Here is a 23528-nt window from a genome sequence, read left to right as displayed (position 1 = left end):
GCATGGAAACCCTCGCCGCCGATCGCGCCATTCTCGACGCGTTCGATGAAGCTCTTTGCATCCTGGAATCGTCTGGCGCGCTGCGGTCGATGAACCGAGCCGCCGAACGTCTCACGGGCTACTGCGAACGGGAGCTTCGCGGGGAGCAGTTCTTTTCGCGGCTTGTCGCGCCAGACGCGGACGATTGTGAGCCGCGTTTACCGGCTTCGAGCGCTCGCGAGCGGTTGTCCCTGCGGATTCGGCGCAAGGACAAAACGACGATCGAGATTCGCTGCGAGGTCGACCCGCTTTCCGGAGACGGGGATGGCGGTTCGCTGCTGAAGCTTCGTCCCATCGGCGGGTCCAGTAAGTCGGACGCGCTCGACGTGACAAAGAAAATGCTCGAAACGATCTTCGGCGGCATGGCCGACGGTCTCGTCGTGATCAACGAATTTGGCGACATATTGCTCTTCAGCAGAGGCGCGGAGAGGCTTTTCGGCTACCGCGCCGAGGAGGCGCTCGGAAGAAACGTCAAGATGTTGATGCCGTCACCTTATAACGAAGCGCACGACAGTTATCTTGCCGCCTACAGGCGAACCGGCGTCAAAAAGATCATTGGCATTGGCCAAGAGGTCGTCGGGCGACGCAAGAACGGCACCACCTTCCCGATGTATCTCTCGATCGGCGAAATCTGGCTCGAAGGCACGCGCTACTTCGTCGGCGTCACGCATGATCTTACGCGGGTCAAGCACGCCGAGGATAGGCTGCTGACGCTTTCCGCCGCCGTCGAGCAAAGTCCGATCGCGGTGATGATCACCAATAAGCACGGTGAAATTGAATATGTGAACAGCCGCTTCGCCAGCCTGACCGGCTACCCGCCGCATGAGCTCATCGGCCGGAACCCGCGGATGCTTCAATCGAAGCGGACCGAGGGCGATCAATATCGGCGGCTTTGGGAGAGCATTCGCGCCGGCGTTGAATGGCGCGGACAGATCCAGGACAAGAGAAAGGACGGCAAGCTCTATTGGGCCTCCGAAATCATCACGCCGCTGCGCAACGCGAAGGGCGAGATCACCCATTATCTCGCCATGCAGCAGGACATCACCGAACAGAAGCGCGACAAGGAGGCGCTGCTCGAGAGTGAACAGCGTTTCCGGCAGATCGCCGACATGGCCGGCGATTGGCTGTGGGAGCAGGACCCGGACGGCCGCTACACTTATAGCAGCGGCGCCGTCGAGGACGTGCTGGGCATGACGCCCGAAGAGGTTCTCGGCAAGACCTATGTCGATCTCTTCGCTAAGGAGAGCGGAGAAGACGCCGCTCTCAAGCCTTCCCCGAGCCCGATCGCGCTGCGCCGGGCCTTCCATCGCATCGTCAACCACTATCGGCACAAGAACGACGGCGACGTCTTCACCGAGTCGACCGGCGCGCCGATCTTCGACGAAGGCGGCCAACTGGTAAAATGGCGCGGCGTCGATCACGACATCACCTCGCGCAAAAAATTCGAAGACGCGCTGCGCGTGCGCAACCGCGCGATCGAATCCGTCCCGATCGGCATTGCGGTCTGGGACGCCCAGGCGCCCCGCGTTCCGAACATCTACGTCAATCCGGCGCTGAGCCGGATCACCGGCTTCACCCGCGAAGAGCTGCTCGGGCACAGCTTGCACCTATTGCGCGGGCCGGAGACGGACCCTGCGGCGCTTGAGGAAATCCGCAACGCCATCGTGCATCGCACGAGCTGCCAGGTGGTGGTGAAATTCTACCGCAAGGACGGCGTGTCCTTCTGGGACGAACTCTCGATCTCGCCGGTCGCCAATGAGGCGGGGCGCATCACCCATTTCGTCAGCGTTCACGCCGATATTTCCGACCGGCGGCGCGTCGAAGAGAATCGCCACGAACTCGAAATCGCCAAGCAGATCCAGCTGTCGCTGCTGCCGAACGCGCCGCTGCGCACCCCGCATATGGAGATCGCCGGAATCTGCGTGCCGGCGACGCATGTCGGCGGCGATTATTTCGACTATTTCGAAAATTCCGGCGTGATCGACATCGTCATCGCCGACGTCTCCGGCCATAGCGTCGGCGCCGCGCTGATCATGACCGAAGTGCGCAGCACGCTGCGCGCCGAAACGCGAAAGGCGACCAACGCTTTGAGCGGGCCGGCGGAGCTGTTGCGCGACCTCAATGAGCTCCTGCACGAGGACCTGACCGCCGCGGACCTCTTCATCACCATGTTCTATTGCCGCTTCCTGCCGCAGACGCGCACGCTGCAATACGCCAACGCCGGCCAAAATCCGCCGCTGCTGCTGCGCGCGGACGGCGCGGTGTGCGTGCAGCTCGACGCCGACGGCCTGGTGCTCGGCGTCGTGCGCGCGGTCGATTTCAAGGAGGGGAGCCTCGAACTCGCCGCGGGCGACAAGCTGCTGTTCTACACCGATGGAATCACCGAGGCGCAAAACCGCCAGGGCGACTTCTTTGGACTCGAACGCCTGTCAGCCGCTTTCCTGCAGCATCGCCGCCTTTCGCCGCGCGACCTCATCAAGGCGGTGCTCGCCGACGTGCGCGCCTTCCGCGGCGCGGCGCCCGCAACGGACGACGTCGCCATGGTGGTCGCGCAAGTGTGCTGACGTCGAAACGATGAACTCAAGGATCGACGGTCAGAATTTCCCCAGCCTTGTTCGCGGCGATCCACTTGTTCAGTTCAGTGACGTGACTAAGCTCTTCCGCGACAAACTCCTTGGCGAGGATCTTGATCTCGGGGTCGGACGTCGTGTCGAGAACCTGCTGGTAATATTTGAGGCCCGCGGTCTCGGCGTCGAGCGCGATCTCAAGAGCCTGTTCGCGTCCAATGAACGGATCGGCGGCCCAGATCGCCGCTGTCTCCGGGCTCTCCAGTCCGGGCCACACGAATTCATCCGGTCTCATCTTGGGCAATTCGCGAAAGCCGCCGCGGGCCTGCGCCTCGGCCAGGTGCAGTCTGGAATACTCCGCCAATCGACGAAACAGTTTGCCGACTTCGTGATTGCCGCCTGACTCCATGGCGTCGGCCAATTGCCCGTAGCGGTTCGCCGCTTCGAATTCGAGATGGATTGCATAAGCGAGAAATTCCTCGACCGATTCCATGTCCCACCCTCAGCTCGCCGAGCTCAGATTTGTAAGCGGGCGGCGGCCAAAACAGGCCGCCCCCGCCTCAAGCCGATTATTATTCAGGCTCCTCGCTCAAGCGTTGGCGCTTGGCGGGTTCCTTATCGTCCATTCTTCGCGCGTGATCCAGGCTTCGAGAATTTTGACATGCTCGGCCTCTTCCTTGACGAATTCCTTCGCCATCGCTTCGATCTCCGGCGATTTTGTTTTGGCGGCCACGGCCCGATAGAACTCATAGCCTCGGCGTTCGCCCTGCAGGGCGGCCTTCAAGCCGTCGAGCCGCGACAGCGTTGGATCGGCGGCCCAGATTTCGGTGCGCTCCGGAGTCGCATGGTTTGGCCACACGTAATCGGGCGGAATGACCGCCGAAAGGTCGATCGATCCCGCGCGCTTCCTGGCCTCGGCGAGATGCAGACGTGAAAAGCCGGCGAGCTGTCGAAACAGTTTGGCGACTTCCGCGTTGCCGCAGCCTTCCATCATGCCGGCGAGTTCATCGAAATGTATCGCCGCGTCCTCTTCGACCTTGACGGCGTATCCCATGAATTCATCCACCGTGGCGATCTCGATGCCGCCCGTGAAGCGCTTCGCGGCATGGGTGACATGGGCGCCTTGCGCCGGCAGCGTTTGATCGCCTTCGAATTTGACGAGGATGTCCTCGTTACGGACGAAACACTGGCATGCCAGGCGATAGCGCGGCGGCATGTCGTTGACTTCGGCGGCCTCGATCTCGGCTTTGGTGATCTTGCCGAGCTGGCGCAGCATCTCCTTTTCCTTCTCGGTCAGCGCGATCCCGTATTTGGGATTGCGACTGAGATGCGTGACCTCGACGAGGCAGGAGCCGCATTCGCCGTCCTGACAGTCGAAGGGAATGGGGATTTTATGGGCCTTGGCCACCGCCAGGATCGTGCCCCGATCTCCGGCGATCGCATAGACAGTAATGTCTCGCGCAAGTACGGGTGATGAGAATGTCACATTAGCCACTATTTTTGCTCCTTTTGTCTGAACTCAGACATAGTTTGGCGTTTAAGGGGCAATCCGGGTCTAAATGTAAGCTCACCGGAGTTATTCTAAGCGGCAGCCGAGCCCGTTATATTGCCAGAGACTTCGCAAAGCAGAAGTCTCGCCAATTAATACGATACGCCGTAGGACGCATTGTCGCACGCCTGCGGTATTACTGATGCGAAGGCGCCGACGCCTGACGCGGAGACGATCTCGCGGCGGCGCGATGGCGCTGATGGAAGCGTGCGGGAGCAAAAGCGCGCCAAGCATCCGGCGAGACGCGGGCGCGCGAAGACGTCCCGCCGCCGTTAAGGCGGGGGGGGCGAGCGGTCCGGGACGCCCCGGCCGTCGCTGGCCGCAGCGCAGAGAAGTGTCTTCGACGGCCGGTTTCTCCCGGACACGGATCGCGTCGTCTCGCCGCCTCCGGGCTGAGGGAGCCGCTCCCCATCGTTCGGGTAACCGACGCCTGCGCCATCCTCGGATATTGCGGTCCGGGCTTTCAAAGCCTGCACATGAGTTTCGCTAAGCCATGCGGCCTATCGAAGTTCTCATGCGTCTCCGCGCAAAGGAGAGAAGCCCAGACCGGCGACGCGCCGCCGGACCAGGGAACGAGGGTCGTTCGTCCCGCCGGATCCGTCCCTCGCCGGCGCCGCTCGACCCTGAGCCGCGCCCTCGCTTGACGAAGGCAGGCGGAGGATAGGAATATATTCCAGAGTTGTCAAGAGGCAAGCCTGGGACCGGTCGCCTCTCGACATAGAATGGGGGGCGCTCCGCCGCGCTTGAAAAGAGCGACGATAGACGAGTGGAGCCACATGAACTTAGATGGTCCTATGCCACCGATCCGCGCACATGAGTTGTAATAGTTCGTATGCAGCCGACCTTACGCCAAGCGTTTCAATAAGGAAATTAGACAATGACCGACCCGAACAACGAAGCGTCGGGAAACAAAAGCAACACAGGGGATCTGTGGGCTTTTTTCTACCTGACGCTCGGAGTTCCCGCACTCATATTTATTTTTGCGCTGCCATTCTGGGAGGATGTCGGGCGTTGGCCGCCCCTGCTGAGGATCAACGAAATTTTAGCTCCGAAGATCGCTGCCACTGATTATCCATGGCGCAGATTCTTAATTGGGGCCGCATTTCTGAATTACGTGGCGATAATTACGATTTGCGCGCTGATGATGTTCTCATGCAACTTCCGAAAAGTCTCACTCGCATTGTATGATGCGCTCAAATTGTATGATGCGCTCAAATTTTTTCGAGGGTGGGTCGCATCGATATTTTTTTTATCATTCGCTGTCTTCACGTGGGTTTCATTCTTTGTGACCGATGACTTCCTTTCAAATTCCGGGTCGTTTTCCCCCAGAAGCGCCTTGGGCAGAATTGTGTTCTTCGTTCCCGTGATCATACCTCTTGGAGTGTTCTTCGCCCTAACGCAGATCGTAGGCATAACACGCGATGCCTGGCGCAAGCTTTGTTCCATTCTGAAATTCGCGCTCACAAGAGCCCGCATTCACGGCTAAAGGGCCCAATTAACGCTACGCCCTTCCTACGGCTTCGACGCCGCAAGAGCCTCCAAATATTCCTCTTCGCGGCGCATCGTATGTGAAGGGTTTGCCGTGCTTTGTGCGTTGGGCGATCGTCTCCTTCCCGCCATGAGGTTCGTCGGCGAATAGATTGGCGCTCGCCGCTGTCATTCCCGACAGGCCGGAGGCCTGATCGGGAATCCAGAGCAAATTCACGAATGATCGGCTTTTCTGGATTCCCGATCGCGCGCGATGCGCGCGTCGGGAATGACATCGCGGCATGCGCCCAAGCGCGCGCGTTGGGACCGACAGGTTGGCCTGCGCTTCCAAACGACAGCGACGGTCCCGCTATCCCTCTTGACGCGCCGCTTGCGCAACCAATTTCACACAGATGCGCCCAGCGTTAGCGAGGGTAAGACAATGGCGATCTATCGCGTTCGTGAAGTGAAATTCATTGAGACCGAAGGCGGCCATGTGAAGCTGAAGCCGCTGCGTGAATATGAGCGGGAATCCTCCGATGCGGCGAGCGTCGTCGCCGAGGTGAGCCGCTTCTTCGAGATGGAGCTCTCCAGTCCCAAGGCGCTCGACGTCGTCGATTTCGACGAGGTGATCGTTCTCGACGAAAAAGGCGCGGTCATCGCGCGCTTCGGCGTCGCCGACTTCTGGGAAAAGGAGTGGAACGCCGTCGCCGCCAAAAGCGACGCCGCGCCGATCGCGCGCTCGGCTTAAGGCGACGCTAAGACATAAGTCTGTTGGTGGCAGGCGCATTGGCGAGCCTGGAGGCTCGCGGTCCAAAGCGGCGCATCAAGCGCGGCGCATCCCGGACCGCGAGCCTCCTGGCTCGCATGGTTGCGAAGAAGCCCCGGTGGGCGCGTTTCATTCGCCGCCGGCTTAAGCGGAATCGCCGCGAAACGCCGCTTCGACCGCGGCGATGTCGATCTTCACCATGCCGAGCATCGCCTGAAAGGCGCGGCCGGCCGCAGCGCGATCTTCATCCATAAACATGCGCGGCAAGGCTTCCGGCACGATCTGCCAGCGCACGCCAAAGCGGTCTTTGAGCCAGCTGCATTGGATCTCGGCGCCGCCGCCTTCGAGCAGCTTGTCCCAAATCTCGTCGGTCTCGCGCTGATCCTTGGTCGTCACCGAGATCGAAAAGGCTTCATTGTGGCTCGGCTCGCAACCCATGTTCAGCGCCTGATAGGGCGTGCCGGCGAGGGTGAAGGAGACCAGCAGCGCCGGCCCGTCCGGCTCGCGGCGGAAGGCGCTTTCGAACGCCGAATTCGGAATGACCGAGACATAGAAGCGCGCCGCTTCCTCCGCCTGATCCTTGAAGGCGATACAGGTTCTGACTTTCGACTGCATGGCTGCTCCTTGCGATTGGTTCCCCACTGTCATTCCCGACGCGCGCTTTGCGCGCGATCGGGAATCCAGAGCTTCCCCGAAAGTGCTCGGTGGGACTCTGGATTCCCGATCAGGCCTGCGGCCTGTCGGGAATGACACCCGAGATTTGGGCGCCTCGAACGAAAAACTGGACAACGCCGATAAACGTTGATATCAACATAAGGACGCCATGTCAAAGAAGCTGCCGATCGAGGTCGTTCATGAGGTTCGCGACTGTTGTCTCTGCCTTGCGACGCAGCGCGCGGCGCGCACGCTGGCGCGGCGCTTCGATCGCGCCTTCGCGCCGCTGCGACTCACCAATGGCCAGTTCTCGCTGATGATGTCGCTCAACGCCCCGCAGGCGCCGACGCTCGGGCGACTCGCGCAGGCGCTCGCCATGGATCGCACGACGCTCACCGCCGCGCTGAAATCCTTGGAGCGGCGCGGACTCGTCGAGACGCGTCTCGATGAGAAGGACCGCCGCGCCCGCAGGCTCTTTTTGACCCACGCGGGCGGCGACCTGCTCGCGGCGGCGCTGCCGATCTGGCGCAAAGAACATGCGGCGCTCGACGCGCAATTTTCACAAAGCGAGGGACAAAAGCTTCGCAAAGCGCTGCGCACATTAGGGGCTGAAACTCAAACCGAAGGAAAGGACGTCAAAGCATGAACGCCAATGTCGAGAAAAATCCCTCCTGCATGCGATCGATCACGCCGCATCTCATCTGCGCCGGCGCATCCGACGCGATCGAATTTTATAAGAAGGCTTTCGGCGCAGAGGAGATGATGCGCCTGCCCGGTCCTAACGGGCGGCTGATGCATGGCTCCGTGCGGATCGGCGATTCGATGGTGATGCTCGTCGACGAAGTGCCGGAATGGGGCACGCTCGGGCCAAAGGCGCTCAAGGGATCGCCCGTGACCATTCATCTCATGGTCGACGATGTCGACGCCATCTTCGCGCAGGCCGTCGCCGCCGGCGCGACGGTCAAAATGCCGGTCGCCGACATGTTCTGGGGGGACCGCTACGGCCTGGTCGTCGATCCCTTCGGCCATGTTTGGTCCATCGCGACGCATATGCGCGACCTGACGCCGGAAGAGATTCTCGAGGCGGGGCGCGAGGCGATGGCGAAGGGCTGCGCCGAGGCGACGGCCTGAGGAACGGGCGTCCTCGTCCTTCGAGACGCGTGCTGCGCACGCTCCTCAGGATGAGGAAGCCTTTCACCCGATCACCCGCCTGAGGAAGTAAGCGGGCCGGGGAGCCGGCCCGCTCACGCCAGGCGCTTAGTCATTATCGAGCCTGTAACAGGAAAAATCGCGATCGGTGAAGCCGGTGCGCCAGTCTTTCAGATCGTAACGGTAGCCCGGCGGATAGGGGAATCGACAGTCTCCCGCGTAGGCGGGCGGCCGGGCCCTTCCATACCAGCCGGGCTGGCCTGGAGAATATCCCGGGGACTGCGCCAAGGCCGAGCCCGGCGAGCCCGCCATGGCGCCGATCAGCGTCAACACACATGCGCCGGCGAAGAGCTGTCGCGTCCTGGCTTGCATTGCTCGCCTCCCGTCGAATCATTAGACGCGAGAACAACCCGGCGCTTCGCGGGATGTTCCGGCGGCATGGGAGCGCAGCCATTTTTGCGGGCATCTCGTGCATTGGCGCCACGCGCGCTGCAGGGGGCTCCGCCCGCTGGCCCTTTGGCCGCAACTCGTGTAGTCCATCCCGTGAATGAGCCAGGAATCCGAAGGCAAAAAGCGCGGCATGTTCTCCCGCCTGTTTGGCGGCGGCCAGAGCGCGCCCGCGCCTGAGGCGGCGCCCGAAGCGGCGCCCCAAGAGGCGCCCCCGCCGGCGCCGGAGGAAGTAAAGCGCTCCTGGTGGTCACGCCTGTCCGGCGGCCTCTCGCGCACCTCGCAGGCGATCACCCAGGGCGTCGCCGACGTTTTCACCAAGCGTAAGCTCGACGCGCTGACGCTCGAGGAGCTCGAAGACGTGCTGCTGCGGGCCGATCTGGGGGTCGGCGCCGCGACGCGAATCACCGAGGCGGTCGGCAAGGCGCGCTACGAGCGGGACATCGAACCCGAGGAAGTGCGCGAAATCCTCGCCCGCGAAGTCGAGCGCGTGCTGGCGCCGGTCGCGCAGCCGCTCGTCGTCGACGACAGCAAAAGCCCCTTCATCATCCTCGTCGTCGGCGTCAACGGCTCGGGCAAGACGACGACCATCGCCAAGCTCGCCTCAAGATGGACCGGCGAGGGCAAGACGGTCGTGCTCGCGGCGGGCGACACTTTCCGCGCCGCGGCGGTCGAGCAGCTCAAGGTCTGGGGCGACCGGCTCGGCGCCGAAGTCGTTTCGGGCGCGGAAGGCGCCGATGCGGCGGCGCTCGCCTTCGACGCGATCAAGCGCGCGAAAGAGCAGGGCGCCGACATTTTGCTCATGGACACGGCGGGCCGACTGCAAAATCGCGCCGAGTTGATGGCCGAGCTTGAAAAAATCGTCCGCGTGATGAAAAAGGCGGAAGCCGAGGCGCCGCATGCAGTGCTGCTCGTTCTCGACGCCACCGTCGGACAGAACGCGCTGCAGCAGGTGGATGTTTTCGAGCGGATCGCCGGCGTCACGGGCCTCGTGATGACCAAGCTCGACGGCACCGCGCGGGGCGGCATTCTGGTCGCGATCGCCGAGACTTACGGCCTGCCGATCCACTTCATCGGGGTGGGCGAAAGCGCCGACGATCTGGAGCCGTTTGCGGCGCGCGACTTCGCACGGGCGATCGCGGGGCTTGAAGAAACGTCAGAGGCGGAAAGCTAAGAGAGATGACGCAGGAAACGGCCATCGCGGCAAAACGAAAGCTCAATCCCTGGCTGAAGCTGGCGCTGGAACTCGGACCGCTGCTGCTGTTCTTCGTCATCAACTCCAAATACGGCATTTTCGCCGCGACCGGCGTGCTGATGGCCGGCGTCGTCCTGACGCTCGCCGTCTCATGGGCGATCACGCGACATCTGCCGGCGATGCCGGTGGTCACCGCCGTGCTGGTGCTGGTGTTCGGCTCGCTCACCTATTTTCTGCACGACGAAACCTTCATCAAGCTGAAGGTGACGATCCTTTACACGCTGTTTGGCGCCGGCCTGATCGGCGCGCTCTATTTCGGCAAGCTGCTGTTGCCGATCGTCTTCGACATGGCGATCCACATTGACGACGCCGGCTGGCGCAAGCTCACCCTACGCTGGGGCCTGTTCTTTTTCGCGCTTGCTGGGCTCAATGAAGTCCTGCGCCGCATTCTGACGACCGACGACTGGGTGAATTTCAAGGTTTTCGGCATATTGCCGCTGACGCTCGTCTTCGCGCTGGCGCAGGCGCCGCTCATCATGCGCCATGAAATTCGCCCCGAGGACGAAGACCCCGAAACGCATTTCTGATTTCGGCGCGCGCCTTCGAACTTGATCGCATCGCCGCACGCGCATTTGCGCGCGAATCGCTCAGACGCGTTTCCGCTCCAACATGAACTCCTCTTCATGATCGGCCGCGCCCCTGCGCCGATGATTTCAAGCGCATCCGCGCCGCCCATCGCGCGCGGGTTGCAATCGACGCGCGTTCGGGCGAAGAGAGTCTTCAGGTTTATGGGGGCTGAGTCGAATCCTTGCCGAGTCTCATCCGCTTTCTGATCGTCGTCGGCGCTATCGTCGCGATCGTCTACGGCGTCATGGTCGCGCTCGTCGCTTATGTGACGCCGCAACCGCGCCAGATGACCTATACGATCCCGGCGCAGCGGTTGAACAAGTGACGGCTGTCATTCGTGACGTCTGTGCGGAATGATGCTGGGGAGTTAAGCGCATGAAAGCCGGCGCAGCGCGCCAGCTCGACGCCTTTCTCGACATGCTGGCCGCGGAGCGCGGCGCGGCGCGCAACACGCAAGACGCCTATCGGCGCGATCTTTCCGATTACATCGCGCATCTTTCCGCGAACGGCCGCGATCCCGGCGCGGCGACGACGGACGACATTCGCGCCTATCTCGCCTCATTGGAGCCGCGCGGCATGTCGGCGGCCACTGTGGCGCGGCGTATTTCGGCGATTCGCCAGTTCCACAAATTCCTCTACGTCGACCGCCACCGCGACGACGACCCTGCCTCGGCGCTCGACGGACCGCGGATGCGGCGCAGCGCGCCCGGCGTATTCTCCACCGCGGAAATCGATCGGCTGCTCACGGTTGCGAGCGAAGGGCTCGATGACGAAACGCGGCCTGCTGGCGAGCGGCTGCGGGCGGCGCGGCTCTATGCGCTGCTCGAAACGCTCTACGCCACCGGCCTGCGCGTCTCCGAACTCGTGTCGCTGCCAAAAACCGCCGCGCATTCGCGCGATCCGTTCATCGCCATTCGCGGCAAGGGCGGGCGCGAGCGCTTGGCGCCGCTGACCGATCGGGCGCGCCGCGCGCTTCTCGCCTACCGCAAGCTGCTTGAGGAGATGGCGCTAGAGCGCGCCGGCTCGAGCTTTCTATTCCCCGCCGATAGCGACAGCGGTCATCTCACGCGCCAGGCCTTCGCGCGCGATCTCAAGGCGCTTGCGAGCGCCGCCGGCCTGCTTGCCGCCGACATGCATCCGCATGCGCTGCGCCACGCCTTTGCGAGCCATCTGCTGCAGAACGGCGCCGATCTGCGGGTGGTGCAGGAACTGCTCGGCCACGCGGACATCTCGACGACGCAGATCTATACGCATGTGCTCGACGAGCGCATGCGGGCGATGGTGCGCGATCTGCATCCGCTGTCGGAGACGGCGGAAAAGCCGGGTTGAGCCGCCCTGGGCGCATTTTCCGTTGAATGTTGAGGCGCGCTCAACGTAAGCTTTTCCGCGCATTTGCGCGACCGAGGAGCTTGGCGATGGCGAAGAACGCGATGGACTTTCGGCCCGAAGAAGAGAATGTCGCCTATATTGGCGCCGGCGTGACGCTCAAGGGCGAAATCTCGGCCTCGGATCTCATCATCGTCGACGGCGCGATCGAGGGCGACGTCTCCGCGCGCGTCATTCAGGTCGGGCAGGGCGGCGTCATCCGCGGCAACGTCAGCGCCACGGAAGCCGATGTCAGCGGCTGGATTTCCGATCATATCGAGATCAAGCAGCTTCTGGTGGTGCGCGCCACCGGGCGCGTCGAGGGTAAAATCACCTATGGCGAGATCGAATTGGAGAAGGGCGCCGTCATCGCCGGCGAACTGACCGCGATCGAGGATTATCGCGCCGCGAAGCCGGCGCAGGCGGCGAAGTCCGCCGCCGAACGTCTGGAGGTCGCGGGCGCGCCGCAGAAGCCCTCTTCGATCGATCGCATCAATGAGGCGGTGCGCGGCGCCAAAGGCGCCAAGGGCGCGCTCTATCTCGCCGCCGAGGGCGAGGCGAAGCGCGTCGCGACGCGGACGCTGCTCGGCCGCAAGACTTCGGCGGGCGGGTGAGGCTGATTCTTGCGCGACAGCTTGGCGCGACCGCTTGCCCGGCGGGCGGCGGCGGTCTATAGAACGCTCCTTCCCGCTCCCTTCGTCTAGCGGTCTAGGACGTCGCCCTCTCACGGCGAAAACAGGGGTTCGAGTCCCCTAGGGAGCGCCAAAAAACAATAAGTTATGGGATTCTCCTGGCCGCCCAGGTTGCACGCAAATTTTACGGAAAAGGCGCTACGGAGGTGGGCGCACATTTATGAACGCCTGCGATCAAATCGAGCTAGCGAAGGCCCTGCCGGTTGCGTAGGCTTCGCAATGGCGAGGCAAACCATTTTTTCCGGTTCGAGAAATGAAGGCTATTGGGTTTGGCGTGATCGCAGCAATTTGCGGTATCGCAGCCGTCATCGTTTTCCCCTATGTATTGATTGACTTGTTTAGTCGCCCTCCGGCGAAGGCTCTGCCGAGCGATTGGCCGGCATGGGTGCAAGCGATAGGCTCAATTTTGGCTGTTGCGGCAGCAGCGGGTATCGCCGTTTATCAGCAACTAGAAAATCAGCGATTGCAGCAAGGGCAACGCGAACACAAAAATATAGCAGCTCGCGCTGTTTTGCCTGCAACGCTTTCCTTGCTCGCGGAATATGCAAACGATTGCCTAGATTTGCTACAAGAGAACAGAGATATTCGGAACATCGATGGGAGCCGCAAAGCGTTTGTCGCACCGGAATTGCCCATTAATTTAATGAAGGACATTAAGGATTGTATTGAATACGCCGACGACGGACCACAAAAGCGCTTGGCAGAGCTTCTAGAGCATTACAAATTCAACATGCGCGCCTGTCGTCTATCGACAAAAAAAGTTTACGCGTAAATATGCTAACCACAGATCACAACTTAAATGGAGCAATCGTTGATACGCTTGATATTTACGCGCGCATAGAGTCGCTATTTCCATACGCTCGACGCTCAAATAATGACGATCCGGGAGAGCCGACGAAAGAAACTATGCGCGGAGCAGCCAATATTGGTCACTTTATTGATGACGAAGAAGTTATGCAGCTTGTTGACTGGCGCTACGATTAGCGGTGCTCAGGCGCGGTTGCGACCTAGCCGTAATCATCGTCGGTGCCGCGAATGAATAGATGCGACGCTTTCACGATCGGATGCCGGTCATCCTCGACGGGCGACATGTGCCCGGCTGGATGGGCGGGCGACGATCCGCGCGGACTGTTGCGGCCGCCGCCGGGTGAAACTATAGGCCTTCATGACGTCTATTCTATATTTTGCGACACGCCATAGATCTCAGCATTGCGCTTCGCCACCGCCTGTTGCGAACCAACTGCTCGGCCTCTTCACAGCCGATCTCTTTCTTGGCGCGTGTCGTGTCGTTCTTGGCGCGCGTCGTGACGTCGATGTTGACTTGGCCAAGGCGTCGCCCCACGGGCGTTGGGAGTTCCGTATGCTGCGGCGGGCATGACTCTGACAGTCAAAACCAAATTGTGTCGAACGGATCGCGCAGAGCATTTGTAAAGGTATCGAACATTCAATGTATAAGTTTCAGTCAGTCGCGATGTTCGCCCACGAATGACGGACACATCGTCGCATATGCGAACAGCGTTTACGAAGATATTGCGTTCGAACTTCGAGGCATATCGAGAGGCATCTTCGTTGCAAGACGCCGATGCGGCTTGATGCTTTCTTCGATCAATCAACGATCATTCGAGGCGCACAGAGCGACGATGAAGGCTTGCGTCCTTGTCGCGCGCGGGTTTGCCGAAGCTGGGGTTCGAAAATGCGGACAGCCTTTATGAAAATGCTCCACAGTAGAGTTATCAGATTGACGTTGGCCGCTCTGGTTGTCCAGGCGCTCGTTGCGACGATTTTTGTCGAGGCGACATTCGATCGCGGGACCGCTTCGCCCAACGCGCCGTTGCGCCCGAACTTTCGTTTGCAGTCTTCGGAGGGCTCTATCGTTGACAGCCATTTGCTGCGCGGGCGCCCCTATTTGCTCTTTTTTGGTTTCGCCAACTGCCCTGCGATCTGTCCGACAACGCTCATGGAAACGCAGGCGCTTTTGCGTGAAGCGGGCGCGGCGACGCACACATTTCCCATTTACTTCGTGTCGGTCGATCCCGCGAGAGACACGCCCGAGGCGTTGAGGGATTTCGTCAGAGGCTTTGGCGATAATGTCCTTGGCCTTACGGGCTCTGACGAAGATGTTGCGGCTGCCGCCAAATCGGTGCGAGTCTATTTTTCCAAAAGCACGAATGCGTCGGTCGAGAGCCTCGATCACAGCGCTCTCGTCTATCTTGTGAGCAGCGGCGGCGAGGTGGTCAGCACGTTTTCTGTTGATGAACCGAAGGCGAGCGCACTGTATAAAATTCGAACACTTTCCGTGTTTGGAAGATTATAGACAGGCTGCAACTGCTCGTGCGTCATATTGACGCCGCGTCTATTTAAGTCACGTGAATGTTTGACGCATTGTGGGAACCGTCTTAGCCTTCCTGTTATTCAGAAATGGCGAGCAAACTGTGATCCAAGCGGGGGACCAGAACACGGCGGCACTGCGCGGCGCCCTACATTGGGCGGCGGCATTTGTTCTGTTCTTCAATGCTGTCGCGTTCGGGTTTGCCAGCGGCGCGATGGCGGATATCGGCGGGAGCGGCGTCCTGAGCGTCGTGTGCGGCTCCAGCGTCGATGTGGCGCAGGACGACGCCGGGTCGAAAGCGCCCAGCAAAGCGCATTGCGTCGCTTGTGCGATCCTTCACGCCAGCTCCGCAGTTGAAAATGCCTTGGCGGAGATTCCCGCGAAGACGGCGCCAGACGAAGCGCCGCCGGTCTTGCTTGTTTCTATTTTCAATCCCGATGCAATTCAGGCTGCGCCTGAATTGCGTCCTCTGTGTTCGCGCGCGCCTCCTTCGCGCACTGTCTGACGCCGAAAAGCATGTCCGGGCGGCTGGCGAGAAGCCATCGTCCGTTGGATATGGGTTTCTTTCAGACGTGGCCACGCTTTCCGTGCGCCTTCAGGAGGACTGCTCAATGAGCGCTGCATCTAATCGCGCAATATACAACGATGCCCTTCGCGCCGCTGTCGTCGGCATCGCCGCAGGAGCGCTGGCGTTTCTGGCGCTGGGCCCCACCTCTCCCTTTGGACTGCAGGTCTGGGCGCTTCTGACCGGATGGGCTTCCTTTCTCCTGCTTGGAGGCGGGCTCGACGGCCTTCGTAAATCGGCGATCCATTCACTCTTCGGCGCCTTTCTCGCGCTCGGCGCGTTGGTCTTTGCAACGCATCAACCCGAAGCGCTCGGCGTCGACTTCGCCGTCTGGGCCGCGCTCGGCGTCGCTGTGACGGTGGCGCTGGTTACGCTCGCGGCGCGCTTGCCGTTGCTCGGCAGCGTTCCTGCGTCACTGCTGGGCTACGTCAGTGTGCTTGTCGCGACTTTGCCGGATTACCGTGCCGAGAGGATTTTGTCTCCGAGTGTCGGCAATCCGGTGTTCGGCGCCGTCGCGTCGCTGATCATCGGCGCCGTATTCGCCTATGCAGCGGAAGAGATTGTGCAGCGGCTTCGTTCGCGCGTCAGCGAGTCGATCGCCAAGGCATAGCGGCGATCGCATCGAATATCGCTAACGGGGCGCCCGACATCGGGGGCGCCGCGCGCCAAGTTTCGCGCCAAGCACGGCCACGATCGCTCACAAACTATCATCGCGAAAGACTGTCATGGGTCATATGATGCGTGGGAGCGCCGCTGCGGCATTCGCCCGCGACGGCGAAAAAGCCCCTCCGGAAGTTTTCGAACTCGAGAGACCGAGCGCCGCGTGGGACTGGATGCGCCAGACCGGTCAGGCTCCTCAGGGGGCGGACTGGGTACGACCACAGGTGCTTGAAGCTTGGGCGCGCTGCATCGACGAATATGATCTGCCGCCGGGCTCAGATTTCGGGCCCCGAATGGCGATGCATGCGCAGGTTTGCCGCATTGACCACGCCAAGCAGAGTTTATGCGACGCTTTCGCCGCGGGCCTGCCGCTCATGGTCTACAATCTGCGTCCATTCCTCGATGAAGGGAATGTGACGATCCTTCTGGCCGACACTCAAGGTCATGTCGTGCACCTGCTCGATGCTGGTCTGCGCATCATGTCCGCTGGCCAAAATCTCGCCCGCATCGGCGTTGGCTGGCACGAGGCCAGCATCGGCAACAATGGCCTGGGAACCGCGTGTCTTCTCGATGAGCCGGCGGCATTTGAGGGCAAGGAACATTTCTCGCGCGCGCTTCACCCATTCGCGACCGCGGGGTGTCCAATCCTTGGCTCCGACGGCCGCGCCTGCGCGACGATCGGCATGGTGACCGACAGACGAGATACCGCGAAACTGATGCTCGGTTTTCTGCGGATCACGTGTCAGCTCCTTGAGGCGCGGCTTTTCGAACGCTTCGCGACCGAGGGCTATCTCTTACGTCTGCGCCATCGCAACGGCGCCGACACTCTCGCGGAACAGTCGACGCTCATCGATGGCAAGCTTCTCGTTTCGGCCGAAGGCGTCATCGAAGGCGCAAATCGTTCGACCGTTGACCTCCTTGGCGTGGATAGCGTTGCCTCTGTTATTGGCAAGCCGTTCCGCGATGTCCTTGGCGTCGATTTGTTCGACATTGTCGGCGAGAGCGAGGCCGCAGGCGTCCGCCATTTGACCGTCAGCAAAACCCAGCGGCACATCCGTCTCGAAGCGCTTCGTCTGGATGCCGTCGCTGAGGGACGTCATGCGCGCGTGAAACTCAAAGAGGCGCAGCGAGAAGAGCCGTGGCGCGATCATGTGTCGGAGGCCGCGCTGCAAAAGGCTTCCGCGGTGCTGCAACGGGATATCTCACTTCTGATCACCGGTGAATCGGGCGTCGGCAAGGATCATCTGATCAGGCGGCTGCATGCGAGCGGGCCGCGAAAGGATCGACCGCTCGTCGCGATCAATTGTGCGGCCATACCGCGGGAACTCATTGAAAGCGAACTCTTCGGCTATGAGGGTGGCAGCTTTACCGGCGCTCGAGCCAAGGGAAAGAAAGGAAAATTTGTCGAGGCCGACGGCGGCGTGCTGTTTCTCGACGAGATCGGCGACATGGCGCTCGATCTGCAGGCGACTCTGTTGCGTGTTCTCGATTCTTCAGAGGTGGTTCCAATTGGCTCTCACCGGCCAATCAAAGTCGACGTGCGCGTAGTTGCGGCGACCAACTGTCAGCTGCGGGAAATGGTCAAGGACGGAAAATTTCGCCGCGACCTTTATTACCGGCTCAACGGAGTGCAAATCTGGCTGCCGCCGCTACGCGAGCGCCCGGACCGCCTCCAGCTTCTCGACCATCTGCTTGCATGCGAACAGGAAGGGCAGAGCGACCGTAAGCGTTTATGCGACGAAGTGCGCGCCTTGTTTTTTCGTCATCCATGGCCCGGCAATATTCGTGAGGCGCGTAACGTCATACGGTCTTCGCTGGCGGTTGCGCGTGACGGCGTGATCCGTTTTGAGGATCTGCCGCAAGATTTTGTCGAGGAGGACGAGACGGAGGCTTCCGATAAATTTGCTGATATGCGCGCGTCTGTCGCGCCAGCCAACTGGCCGACAACTGTCCGTAAAACGGCTCTTTCCGACTGGGAGGAGCAGGCTGTGCGCGCGGCGTTGACGGAGTGCGAAGGCAATATCGCCAAGGCGGCGCGTCGCCTCGGGATCACGCGCGCAACGCTCTATCACAAAATGGATCGCTATGGCATGCGCAGCGCACGCCGCATCGCCGCCCCCGAGGTAAGCAGATGAATTCCGACGATCGTGAATTCATTGAGGAGGCGGCAAAGCGTCTCGACGCCACGCTCGAACAACTCGAGGCCGAGGAGATACGCCTCCGCGGGATCGTTGGAGATGAGCGCGCGAACGAGCTTCGCGCCTTCTGGCTCGCCGAGTTTGACGAAGTCGACATGGAGGAAATCCGCCGCGGGCTGGATTTCGACGACCGCTCGCTCTTGTGGGTCTGGAATCGCCTGCATCGCAATCGCGATCGTCGCGCGCGCGCAGGCCGAAGCGCCATGATCATGAATGCCGGACGCGACGATCTCGACGCAACGCCGCCGAAAAAGAAAATTGAATAGCTGAAAAACAACAGAACAAGGCAAGGCAGGAAACCCATGGCTAAGGACATTCAATTCGGCGATGGAGTCCGCCGGGACATTCTCGTCGGCGTCCGTACGCTCGCCGACTCGGTCGGCGTCACGCTTGGTCCACGTGGACGAAACGTCATCATCGAGCACCGCGCTCACGGACTGCCGCCGGTCGCGACGAAGGACGGGGTCACCGTCGCACAAGCCATCGAACTGCCGGGAAGACGCGAAAGCATCGGCGTGTCGATGGTTCGCTCGATGGCGACGACGGTCTCGCGAGAGGCCGGTGACGGCACGACGACCGCAGTCGTTTTGACGCGCCGCATCGCCGAGGACACCCGTAAGGCGCTGGCGTCGGGAATGAACCCACGCGAATTGACCATCGGGATCGAACGCGCGATGAGGGCTGTCGACGAGGAACTCGTTCGTCAGGCAAGGCCCTGTACGGAGCGTAACAGGCTTTCGCATGTCGCGACCATTGCGTCGGGGGGCGAGGAAGATATTGGCGAGATCGTCGCCGACGCGCTTGAGCAAGCCGGCGCGGGTGGCGTGATCTCCGCCGAACTTGGCGAAGGCGTCTGCGACGAAATCGAATGCGTCGACGGCATGCGCTGGGAGCAGGGCTATCGGTCGCCCTATTTCATGACCGACAGCAAGCGCCAGCTGGCGGAATTGCAAGACGCCTATGTGCTGATCTACGACCGGGTGATCAACGATTTTTCCGAGCTCATCCCGACGCTGGAAATCGTGCGTGAAACTGGCGGCAGTCTCCTCGTCGTCGCAGAGAATTTCGAGGACTCCGCGCTCCCCGGTCTGCTCCTCAATCACGTTCGCAAAAACCTGCTTTCGATTGCCGTCAAGGGGCCAGGCTTCGGCGACAGTCGCTACGACTATCTGCTCGATCTTGCGGCGTTGACCGGCGCGCGGCCGATCATGGAGTCCTTTGGCGAAGATCTCAGCAGCGTGACGCGGACGCATCTCGGCAAAGCGCGTCGTGTCGTCGCGAGCGAGGACGCGACGATCGTCATCGGCGCGGGCGGCGATCCGGAAGCAATCGCGGACCGTTTGGCGCGCGCGCGGCGAGAACTCGACTGGATCGTTAATGGAGATCGGTCCAAAGGCTCGCCTTCGGGAAAGCGCCGCGAGGTCGAAAAGCTCGAAGAGCGCATCAGCGCGCTCACCGGCAAGATGATGACGATTAAGGTCGGCGGATATTCGGACGTGCTCATCAAGGAGCGCCTTCAACGCGTCGACAATGCGCTCAATTCGGCGCGTATGGCGCGCGAGCAGGGCGTCGTCGCAGGAGGCGGCGTCGCGCTCTACCGGGCGCGGCGCGCTCTCGAACATTTGGCGGGCGAGGGACTCGACCAAAACCATGGCATTGCGATCGTTCGCGATGCGCTTGACGAACCGTTGCGCCGGATCGCCGCCAATGCGGGGCTAGACGCCAACGAACTTCTGTTCGAACTGCGCCGCGGCGACAGCGATTTCTTCGGCTTCGACGTGCGCAGAGGGCAATGGGGCGATATGTACGAGATGGGCGTCATCGATCCTGTTGGGGTTACGCGTCTTGCCTTGCGTAATGCGGTCGGGACGGCGACCTCGTTAATGATGGTGGAATGCGCGGTCACGATTCTTCCGCCGGACGATCCGACATTCGGCTTTAGCGGCGCAGCGGCGGCGGCGACGCGAGAAGATCCGCGTTGCTGACGACCAATCGCCTAACGGAAACATAAAGGCGGCGTATCGTGGATGCGCCGCCTTTATATTTGGTCCTCGTCGCGAAGGCTGCGTCGTCCGATGCGTATAAGTCTTGAACGCCTGTATAAATGTTTTACTTCACATGCATTTCGACATCGTCTGCGTCGTATCGAAAAGCCTTTAAAAACCAATGCATTCTAGCAGTTGAATCCATTGGCATACGCTTTGCGATTATGAAAGTAACGTCGTTCCTTGAAATCATCATCTTGGCGCGGCGTAGGGTCGTTCGGTCTTTTGCGGCCTCGCAAGACTCCGGCGCCGAAGGGGCTCAGTCATCGCATTCGTCTCGCACGGACGGGATGTTGGGCCCAAAATCATTCGAAGAAATCTTTGAGGAGGAAGCATGGCTATCAGTCTCGCGACAAAAGCGGCGACCGACGCGCTAAAAGTTAATCGCGCGCCGGTGGGGGTCGAGCCGCAGGAGGTCCACAAGTGGCTGCAAAGCTTCAATTGGGACTTCAAGAACAACCGCACCAAATACGCCACCAAGTATCACATGGCGAACCAGACCAAGGAGCAGTTCAAGGTCATCGCCAAGGAATATGCGCGTATGGAAGCGGCGAAGGACGAACGCCAGTTCGGCACGCTGCTCGACGGTCTGACGCGTCTTGGCGCGGGCAATCGTGTGCATCCACGTTGGGGCGAGACCATGAAGGTCATCTCCAACTTCCTCGAGGTCGGCGAATACAACGCGATCGCCGCTTCGGCGATGTTGTGGGATTCCGCCACGGCGGCCGAGCAGAAGAACGGCTATCTCGCGCAGGTGCTCGACGAAATTCGTCACACGCATCAGTGCGCCTTCATCAACCACTATTATTCGAAGCATTATCACGATCCGGCCGGCCATAATGACGCGCGTCGCACCCGCGCCATCGGGCCGCTCTGGAAGGGCATGAAGCGCGTCTTCGCGGACGGCTTTATCTCCGGCGACGCGGTCGAATGCTCGGTCAACTTGCAGCTTGTCGGCGAGGCCTGCTTCACCAATCCGCTGATCGTCGCGGTCACGGAATGGGCGTCGGCCAATGGCGACGAGATCACGCCGACCGTGTTCCTCTCGGTCGAGACGGACGAGCTTCGTCACATGGCGAACGGCTATCAGACGGTGGTCTCGATCGCCAATGATCCGGCGGCGGCGAAATATCTGAACACCGACCTGAACAACGCCTTCTGGACGCAGCAGAAATACTTCACGCCAGCGCTTGGCTATCTCTTCGAGTATGGCTCGAAGTTCAAGGTCGAGCCGTGGGTGAAGACCTGGAACCGCTGGGTCTACGAAGATTGGGGCGGAATCTGGATTGGTCGTCTTGGCAAGTATGGCGTGGAGAGCCCGCGCTCGCTGCGCGACGCTAAGGTCGACGCCTATTGGGCGCACCACGATCTGGCGCTTGCGGCTTACGCGCTGTGGCCGCTCGGCTTCTCGCGTCTGTCGCTGCCGGACGAAGAGGATCAGGCGTGGTTCGAGGCCAACTATCCCGGTTGGGCCGATCACTACGGCAAGATCTACAACGAGTGGAAGAAGCTCGGCTACGAAGATCCCAAGAGCGGGTTCATTCCATACGCCTGGCTGGTCCAGAACGGCCACGAGGTCTACATCGACCGCGTTTCGCAGGTGCCGTTCATTCCGTCTCTCGCCAAGGGCTCAGGCTCGCTGCGCGTTCACGAGTTCAATGGCCAGAAGCACTCGCTCACGGATGAGTGGGGCGAGCGTATGTGGCTCACCGAGCCGGAGCGCTATGAGTGCCACTCGATCTTCGAGCAGTACGAAGGTCGCGAGCTCTCGGAAGTGATCGCCGAAGGTCATGGCGTCCGCTCGGACGGCAAGACGCTGATCGCCCAGCCGCACGTGCGTGGCGACAATCTCTGGACGCTCGAGGACATCAAGCGCGCCGGTTGCGTCTTCCACGATCCGCTCGCGAAGTTCAACTGATCTCTCCAAGCGTAACTCCCAAAAGTGTGACTCCCGAAATGTTCGCCGGACGCTTCTGCGCCCGGCGAACCAATCACGAATCACTAAAATCCGAGGAAATATGAGATGTCTCAACCGCAAAGCTCGGCCGTCACCAAGCGCGGCCTGATTGACCCCGAACGCGCCGCGATCATTCTCAAGGCGATCCCCGACCATCCGCTCGATACGCAGCGCAAATATCACTACTTCATTCAGCCCCGCTGGAAGCGCCTGTGTGAATACGAGCAGCTCTCCGTCTATGCGCAGCCCAATCCGGACTGGATCGCCGGCGGCCTCGATTGGGGCGACTGGACGCAGAAATTCCACGGCGGCCGTCCGTCCTGGGGCAATGAAAGCACAGAGCTCCGCACCACCGACTGGTATCGCCATCGCGATCCGGCGCGCCGCTGGCATGCGCCCTATGTGAAGGACAAATCGGAAGAAGCGCGCTATACGCAGCGCTTTCTCGCGGCCTATTCCGCCGAAGGCTCGATCCGCACGATCGACCCCTATTGGCGCGACGAGATCCTCAACAAATATTACGGCGCGCTGCTCTACAATGAATACGGGTTGTTCAACTCGCATTCGTCGGTTGGCCGGGATTGTCTCTCGGACACCATTCGTCAGTCGGCGACCTTCGCCGGTCTCGACAAGGTCGACAATGCGCAGATGATCCAGATGGAGCGTCTGTTCATCGCCAAGCTCGTTCCTGGCTTCGACGCATCGACCGACATACCGAAGAAAATCTGGACGACCGATCCGATCTATGCCGGCGCTCGCGCGGCGGTCGAAGAGATCTGGCAGGGCATTCAGGACTGGAATGAGATCCTGTGGGCCGGCCATTGCGTCTATGACGCGCTGTTCGGTCAATTCGTCCGTCGCGAATTCTTCCAGCGGCTCGCGACGGTCTATGGCGACACGCTGACGCCGTTCTTCACGGCGCAGTCGCAGACCTATTTCCAGATCACACGCGGCGCGATGGAGGATCTCTTCGTCTATTGTCTCGCCAATGATCCGGAATTTGGCGCGCATAATCGCACCTTCCTTCACGCCTGGACCGATCAGTATCTCGACAAGTCGGTAGTGGCGCTCAGGGACTTCGTCGGTCTCTACGCCAAGGTCGAAAATGTCGCCGGCGCGACGGATCGCGCTGGCGTGTCGGAAGCGCTGCATCGCGTCTTCGGCGACTGGAACGCCGATTACGCCGACAAGATTGGCTACAAGGTCAATGTCGACCAGAAGGTCGACGCCGTGCTGGCCGGCCTCAAGAAGTAA

General features: G+C 61.0%; 23 protein-coding genes and 1 tRNA gene. 20 read left to right on the top strand and 4 right to left on the bottom strand.

What is annotated here, in order from left to right:
- Positions 1 to 2 precede the first annotated feature (2 nt).
- Entirely contained in the window at positions 3 to 2603 is a 2601-nt protein-coding gene (locus IYW40_RS13400) for a PAS domain S-box protein (RefSeq protein WP_196400869.1), read from the top strand.
- A gap of 16 nt (positions 2604 to 2619) precedes the next feature.
- Here IYW40_RS13400 and IYW40_RS13395 read toward each other — a convergent pair whose 3' ends face one another.
- On the bottom strand, positions 2620 to 3099 hold the full coding sequence (locus IYW40_RS13395; protein ID WP_196400868.1) for a ferritin family protein: 480 nt from the start codon (positions 3097 to 3099) through the stop codon (positions 2620 to 2622).
- A 96-nt stretch (positions 3100 to 3195) separates the two neighbouring features.
- Complete coding sequence (locus IYW40_RS13390) at positions 3196 to 4101, bottom strand: ferritin family protein (RefSeq protein ID WP_196400867.1); 906 nt, start codon at positions 4099 to 4101, stop codon at positions 3196 to 3198.
- A gap of 931 nt (positions 4102 to 5032) precedes the next feature.
- Here IYW40_RS13390 and IYW40_RS13385 point away from each other — a divergent pair.
- Both IYW40_RS13385 and IYW40_RS13380 read left to right on the top strand, forming a co-directional pair.
- Positions 5033 to 5641 carry a hypothetical protein gene (locus IYW40_RS13385; protein WP_196400866.1) on the top strand — a complete coding sequence of 203 codons (609 nt, stop codon included), beginning with the start codon at positions 5033 to 5035 and terminating at the stop codon, positions 5639 to 5641.
- A 423-nt stretch (positions 5642 to 6064) separates the two neighbouring features.
- Positions 6065 to 6373 (top strand): hypothetical protein, encoded by a 309-nt coding sequence (locus IYW40_RS13380; RefSeq protein WP_196400865.1) that lies wholly within the window; start codon positions 6065 to 6067, stop codon positions 6371 to 6373.
- Positions 6374 to 6535: 162 nt separating this feature from the next.
- On the opposite strand, the gene IYW40_RS13375 is transcribed toward IYW40_RS13380, so the two are convergent.
- Positions 6536 to 7006: a VOC family protein gene (locus IYW40_RS13375; protein ID WP_196400864.1), complete on the bottom strand. Its 471-nt coding sequence runs from the start codon at positions 7004 to 7006 to the stop codon at positions 6536 to 6538.
- Positions 7007 to 7214: 208 nt separating this feature from the next.
- Between IYW40_RS13375 and IYW40_RS13370 the strand changes: the two genes are divergently transcribed.
- On the top strand, positions 7215 to 7691 hold the full coding sequence (locus IYW40_RS13370) for a MarR family winged helix-turn-helix transcriptional regulator (RefSeq protein WP_196400863.1): 477 nt from the start codon (positions 7215 to 7217) through the stop codon (positions 7689 to 7691).
- Entirely contained in the window at positions 7688 to 8176 is a 489-nt protein-coding gene (locus IYW40_RS13365) for a VOC family protein (RefSeq protein ID WP_196400862.1), read from the top strand. Before IYW40_RS13370 ends, IYW40_RS13365 begins: the two co-directional genes overlap by 4 nt.
- A 126-nt stretch (positions 8177 to 8302) precedes the next feature.
- Here IYW40_RS13365 and IYW40_RS13360 read toward each other — a convergent pair whose 3' ends face one another.
- A complete protein-coding gene (locus tag IYW40_RS13360) occupies positions 8303 to 8566 on the bottom strand; it encodes a hypothetical protein (RefSeq protein WP_196400861.1) in 264 nt (87 codons plus the stop codon).
- A gap of 175 nt (positions 8567 to 8741) precedes the next feature.
- On the opposite strand from IYW40_RS13360, the gene ftsY reads away from it, so the two are divergent.
- The 15 genes from ftsY to mmoY all read left to right on the top strand — a co-directional run bounded on the left by ftsY (position 8742) and on the right by mmoY (position 23528).
- Positions 8742 to 9815, top strand: a complete 1074-nt coding sequence (ftsY, locus tag IYW40_RS13355; protein WP_196400860.1) for a signal recognition particle-docking protein FtsY — start codon at positions 8742 to 8744, stop codon at positions 9813 to 9815.
- 5 nt (positions 9816 to 9820) lie between these two features.
- Positions 9821 to 10423, top strand: coding sequence for a septation protein A (locus IYW40_RS13350; RefSeq protein WP_196400859.1), 603 nt, complete (start codon positions 9821 to 9823; stop codon positions 10421 to 10423).
- Between the two features lie 221 nt (positions 10424 to 10644).
- Positions 10645 to 10788, top strand: coding sequence for a hypothetical protein (locus IYW40_RS13345; protein WP_014892238.1), 144 nt, complete (start codon positions 10645 to 10647; stop codon positions 10786 to 10788).
- A 50-nt stretch (positions 10789 to 10838) separates the two neighbouring features.
- Positions 10839 to 11792 (top strand): tyrosine recombinase, encoded by a 954-nt coding sequence (locus IYW40_RS13340; protein WP_196400858.1) that lies wholly within the window; start codon positions 10839 to 10841, stop codon positions 11790 to 11792.
- A gap of 86 nt (positions 11793 to 11878) precedes the next feature.
- Positions 11879 to 12442 carry a polymer-forming cytoskeletal protein gene (locus IYW40_RS13335; RefSeq protein WP_196400857.1) on the top strand — a complete coding sequence of 188 codons (564 nt, stop codon included), beginning with the start codon at positions 11879 to 11881 and terminating at the stop codon, positions 12440 to 12442.
- A gap of 75 nt (positions 12443 to 12517) precedes the next feature.
- A tRNA-Glu gene (locus IYW40_RS13330) sits at positions 12518 to 12593 on the top strand.
- A 180-nt stretch (positions 12594 to 12773) separates the two neighbouring features.
- A complete protein-coding gene (locus IYW40_RS13325) occupies positions 12774 to 13292 on the top strand; it encodes a hypothetical protein (RefSeq protein ID WP_196400856.1) in 519 nt (172 codons plus the stop codon).
- A 2-nt stretch (positions 13293 to 13294) separates the two neighbouring features.
- Positions 13295 to 13504: a hypothetical protein gene (locus IYW40_RS13320; RefSeq protein WP_196400855.1), complete on the top strand. Its 210-nt coding sequence runs from the start codon at positions 13295 to 13297 to the stop codon at positions 13502 to 13504.
- A gap of 598 nt (positions 13505 to 14102) precedes the next feature.
- Positions 14103 to 14834: an SCO family protein gene (locus IYW40_RS13315; protein ID WP_348644276.1), complete on the top strand. Its 732-nt coding sequence runs from the start codon at positions 14103 to 14105 to the stop codon at positions 14832 to 14834.
- Positions 14835 to 15460: 626 nt separating this feature from the next.
- Positions 15461 to 16024: a DUF1097 domain-containing protein gene (locus IYW40_RS13305; RefSeq protein ID WP_196400852.1), complete on the top strand. Its 564-nt coding sequence runs from the start codon at positions 15461 to 15463 to the stop codon at positions 16022 to 16024.
- A gap of 115 nt (positions 16025 to 16139) precedes the next feature.
- Positions 16140 to 18209 carry a sigma-54-dependent Fis family transcriptional regulator gene (locus IYW40_RS13300; RefSeq protein WP_246720789.1) on the top strand — a complete coding sequence of 690 codons (2070 nt, stop codon included), beginning with the start codon at positions 16140 to 16142 and terminating at the stop codon, positions 18207 to 18209.
- Entirely contained in the window at positions 18206 to 18538 is a 333-nt protein-coding gene (locus tag IYW40_RS13295) for a hypothetical protein (RefSeq protein WP_196400851.1), read from the top strand. Before IYW40_RS13300 ends, IYW40_RS13295 begins: the two co-directional genes overlap by 4 nt.
- Before the next feature lie 36 nt (positions 18539 to 18574).
- Positions 18575 to 20257, top strand: a complete 1683-nt coding sequence (locus IYW40_RS13290; protein ID WP_196400850.1) for a molecular chaperone GroEL — start codon at positions 18575 to 18577, stop codon at positions 20255 to 20257.
- Between the two features lie 394 nt (positions 20258 to 20651).
- Positions 20652 to 22235, top strand: coding sequence for an aromatic/alkene monooxygenase hydroxylase subunit alpha (gene mmoX / locus IYW40_RS13285; RefSeq protein ID WP_175094678.1), 1584 nt, complete (start codon positions 20652 to 20654; stop codon positions 22233 to 22235).
- A 105-nt stretch (positions 22236 to 22340) separates the two neighbouring features.
- A complete protein-coding gene (gene mmoY, locus IYW40_RS13280) occupies positions 22341 to 23528 on the top strand; it encodes an aromatic/alkene monooxygenase hydroxylase subunit beta (RefSeq protein WP_196400849.1) in 1188 nt (395 codons plus the stop codon).

This window comes from Methylocystis sp. H4A, assembly GCF_015709545.1.
GTDB classification, from domain to species: Bacteria; Pseudomonadota; Alphaproteobacteria; order Rhizobiales; family Beijerinckiaceae; genus Methylocystis; species Methylocystis silviterrae.
The sequence above is the reverse complement of the archived record's forward strand: the minus strand, read 5'-3'. Positions and strand labels throughout refer to the sequence as shown.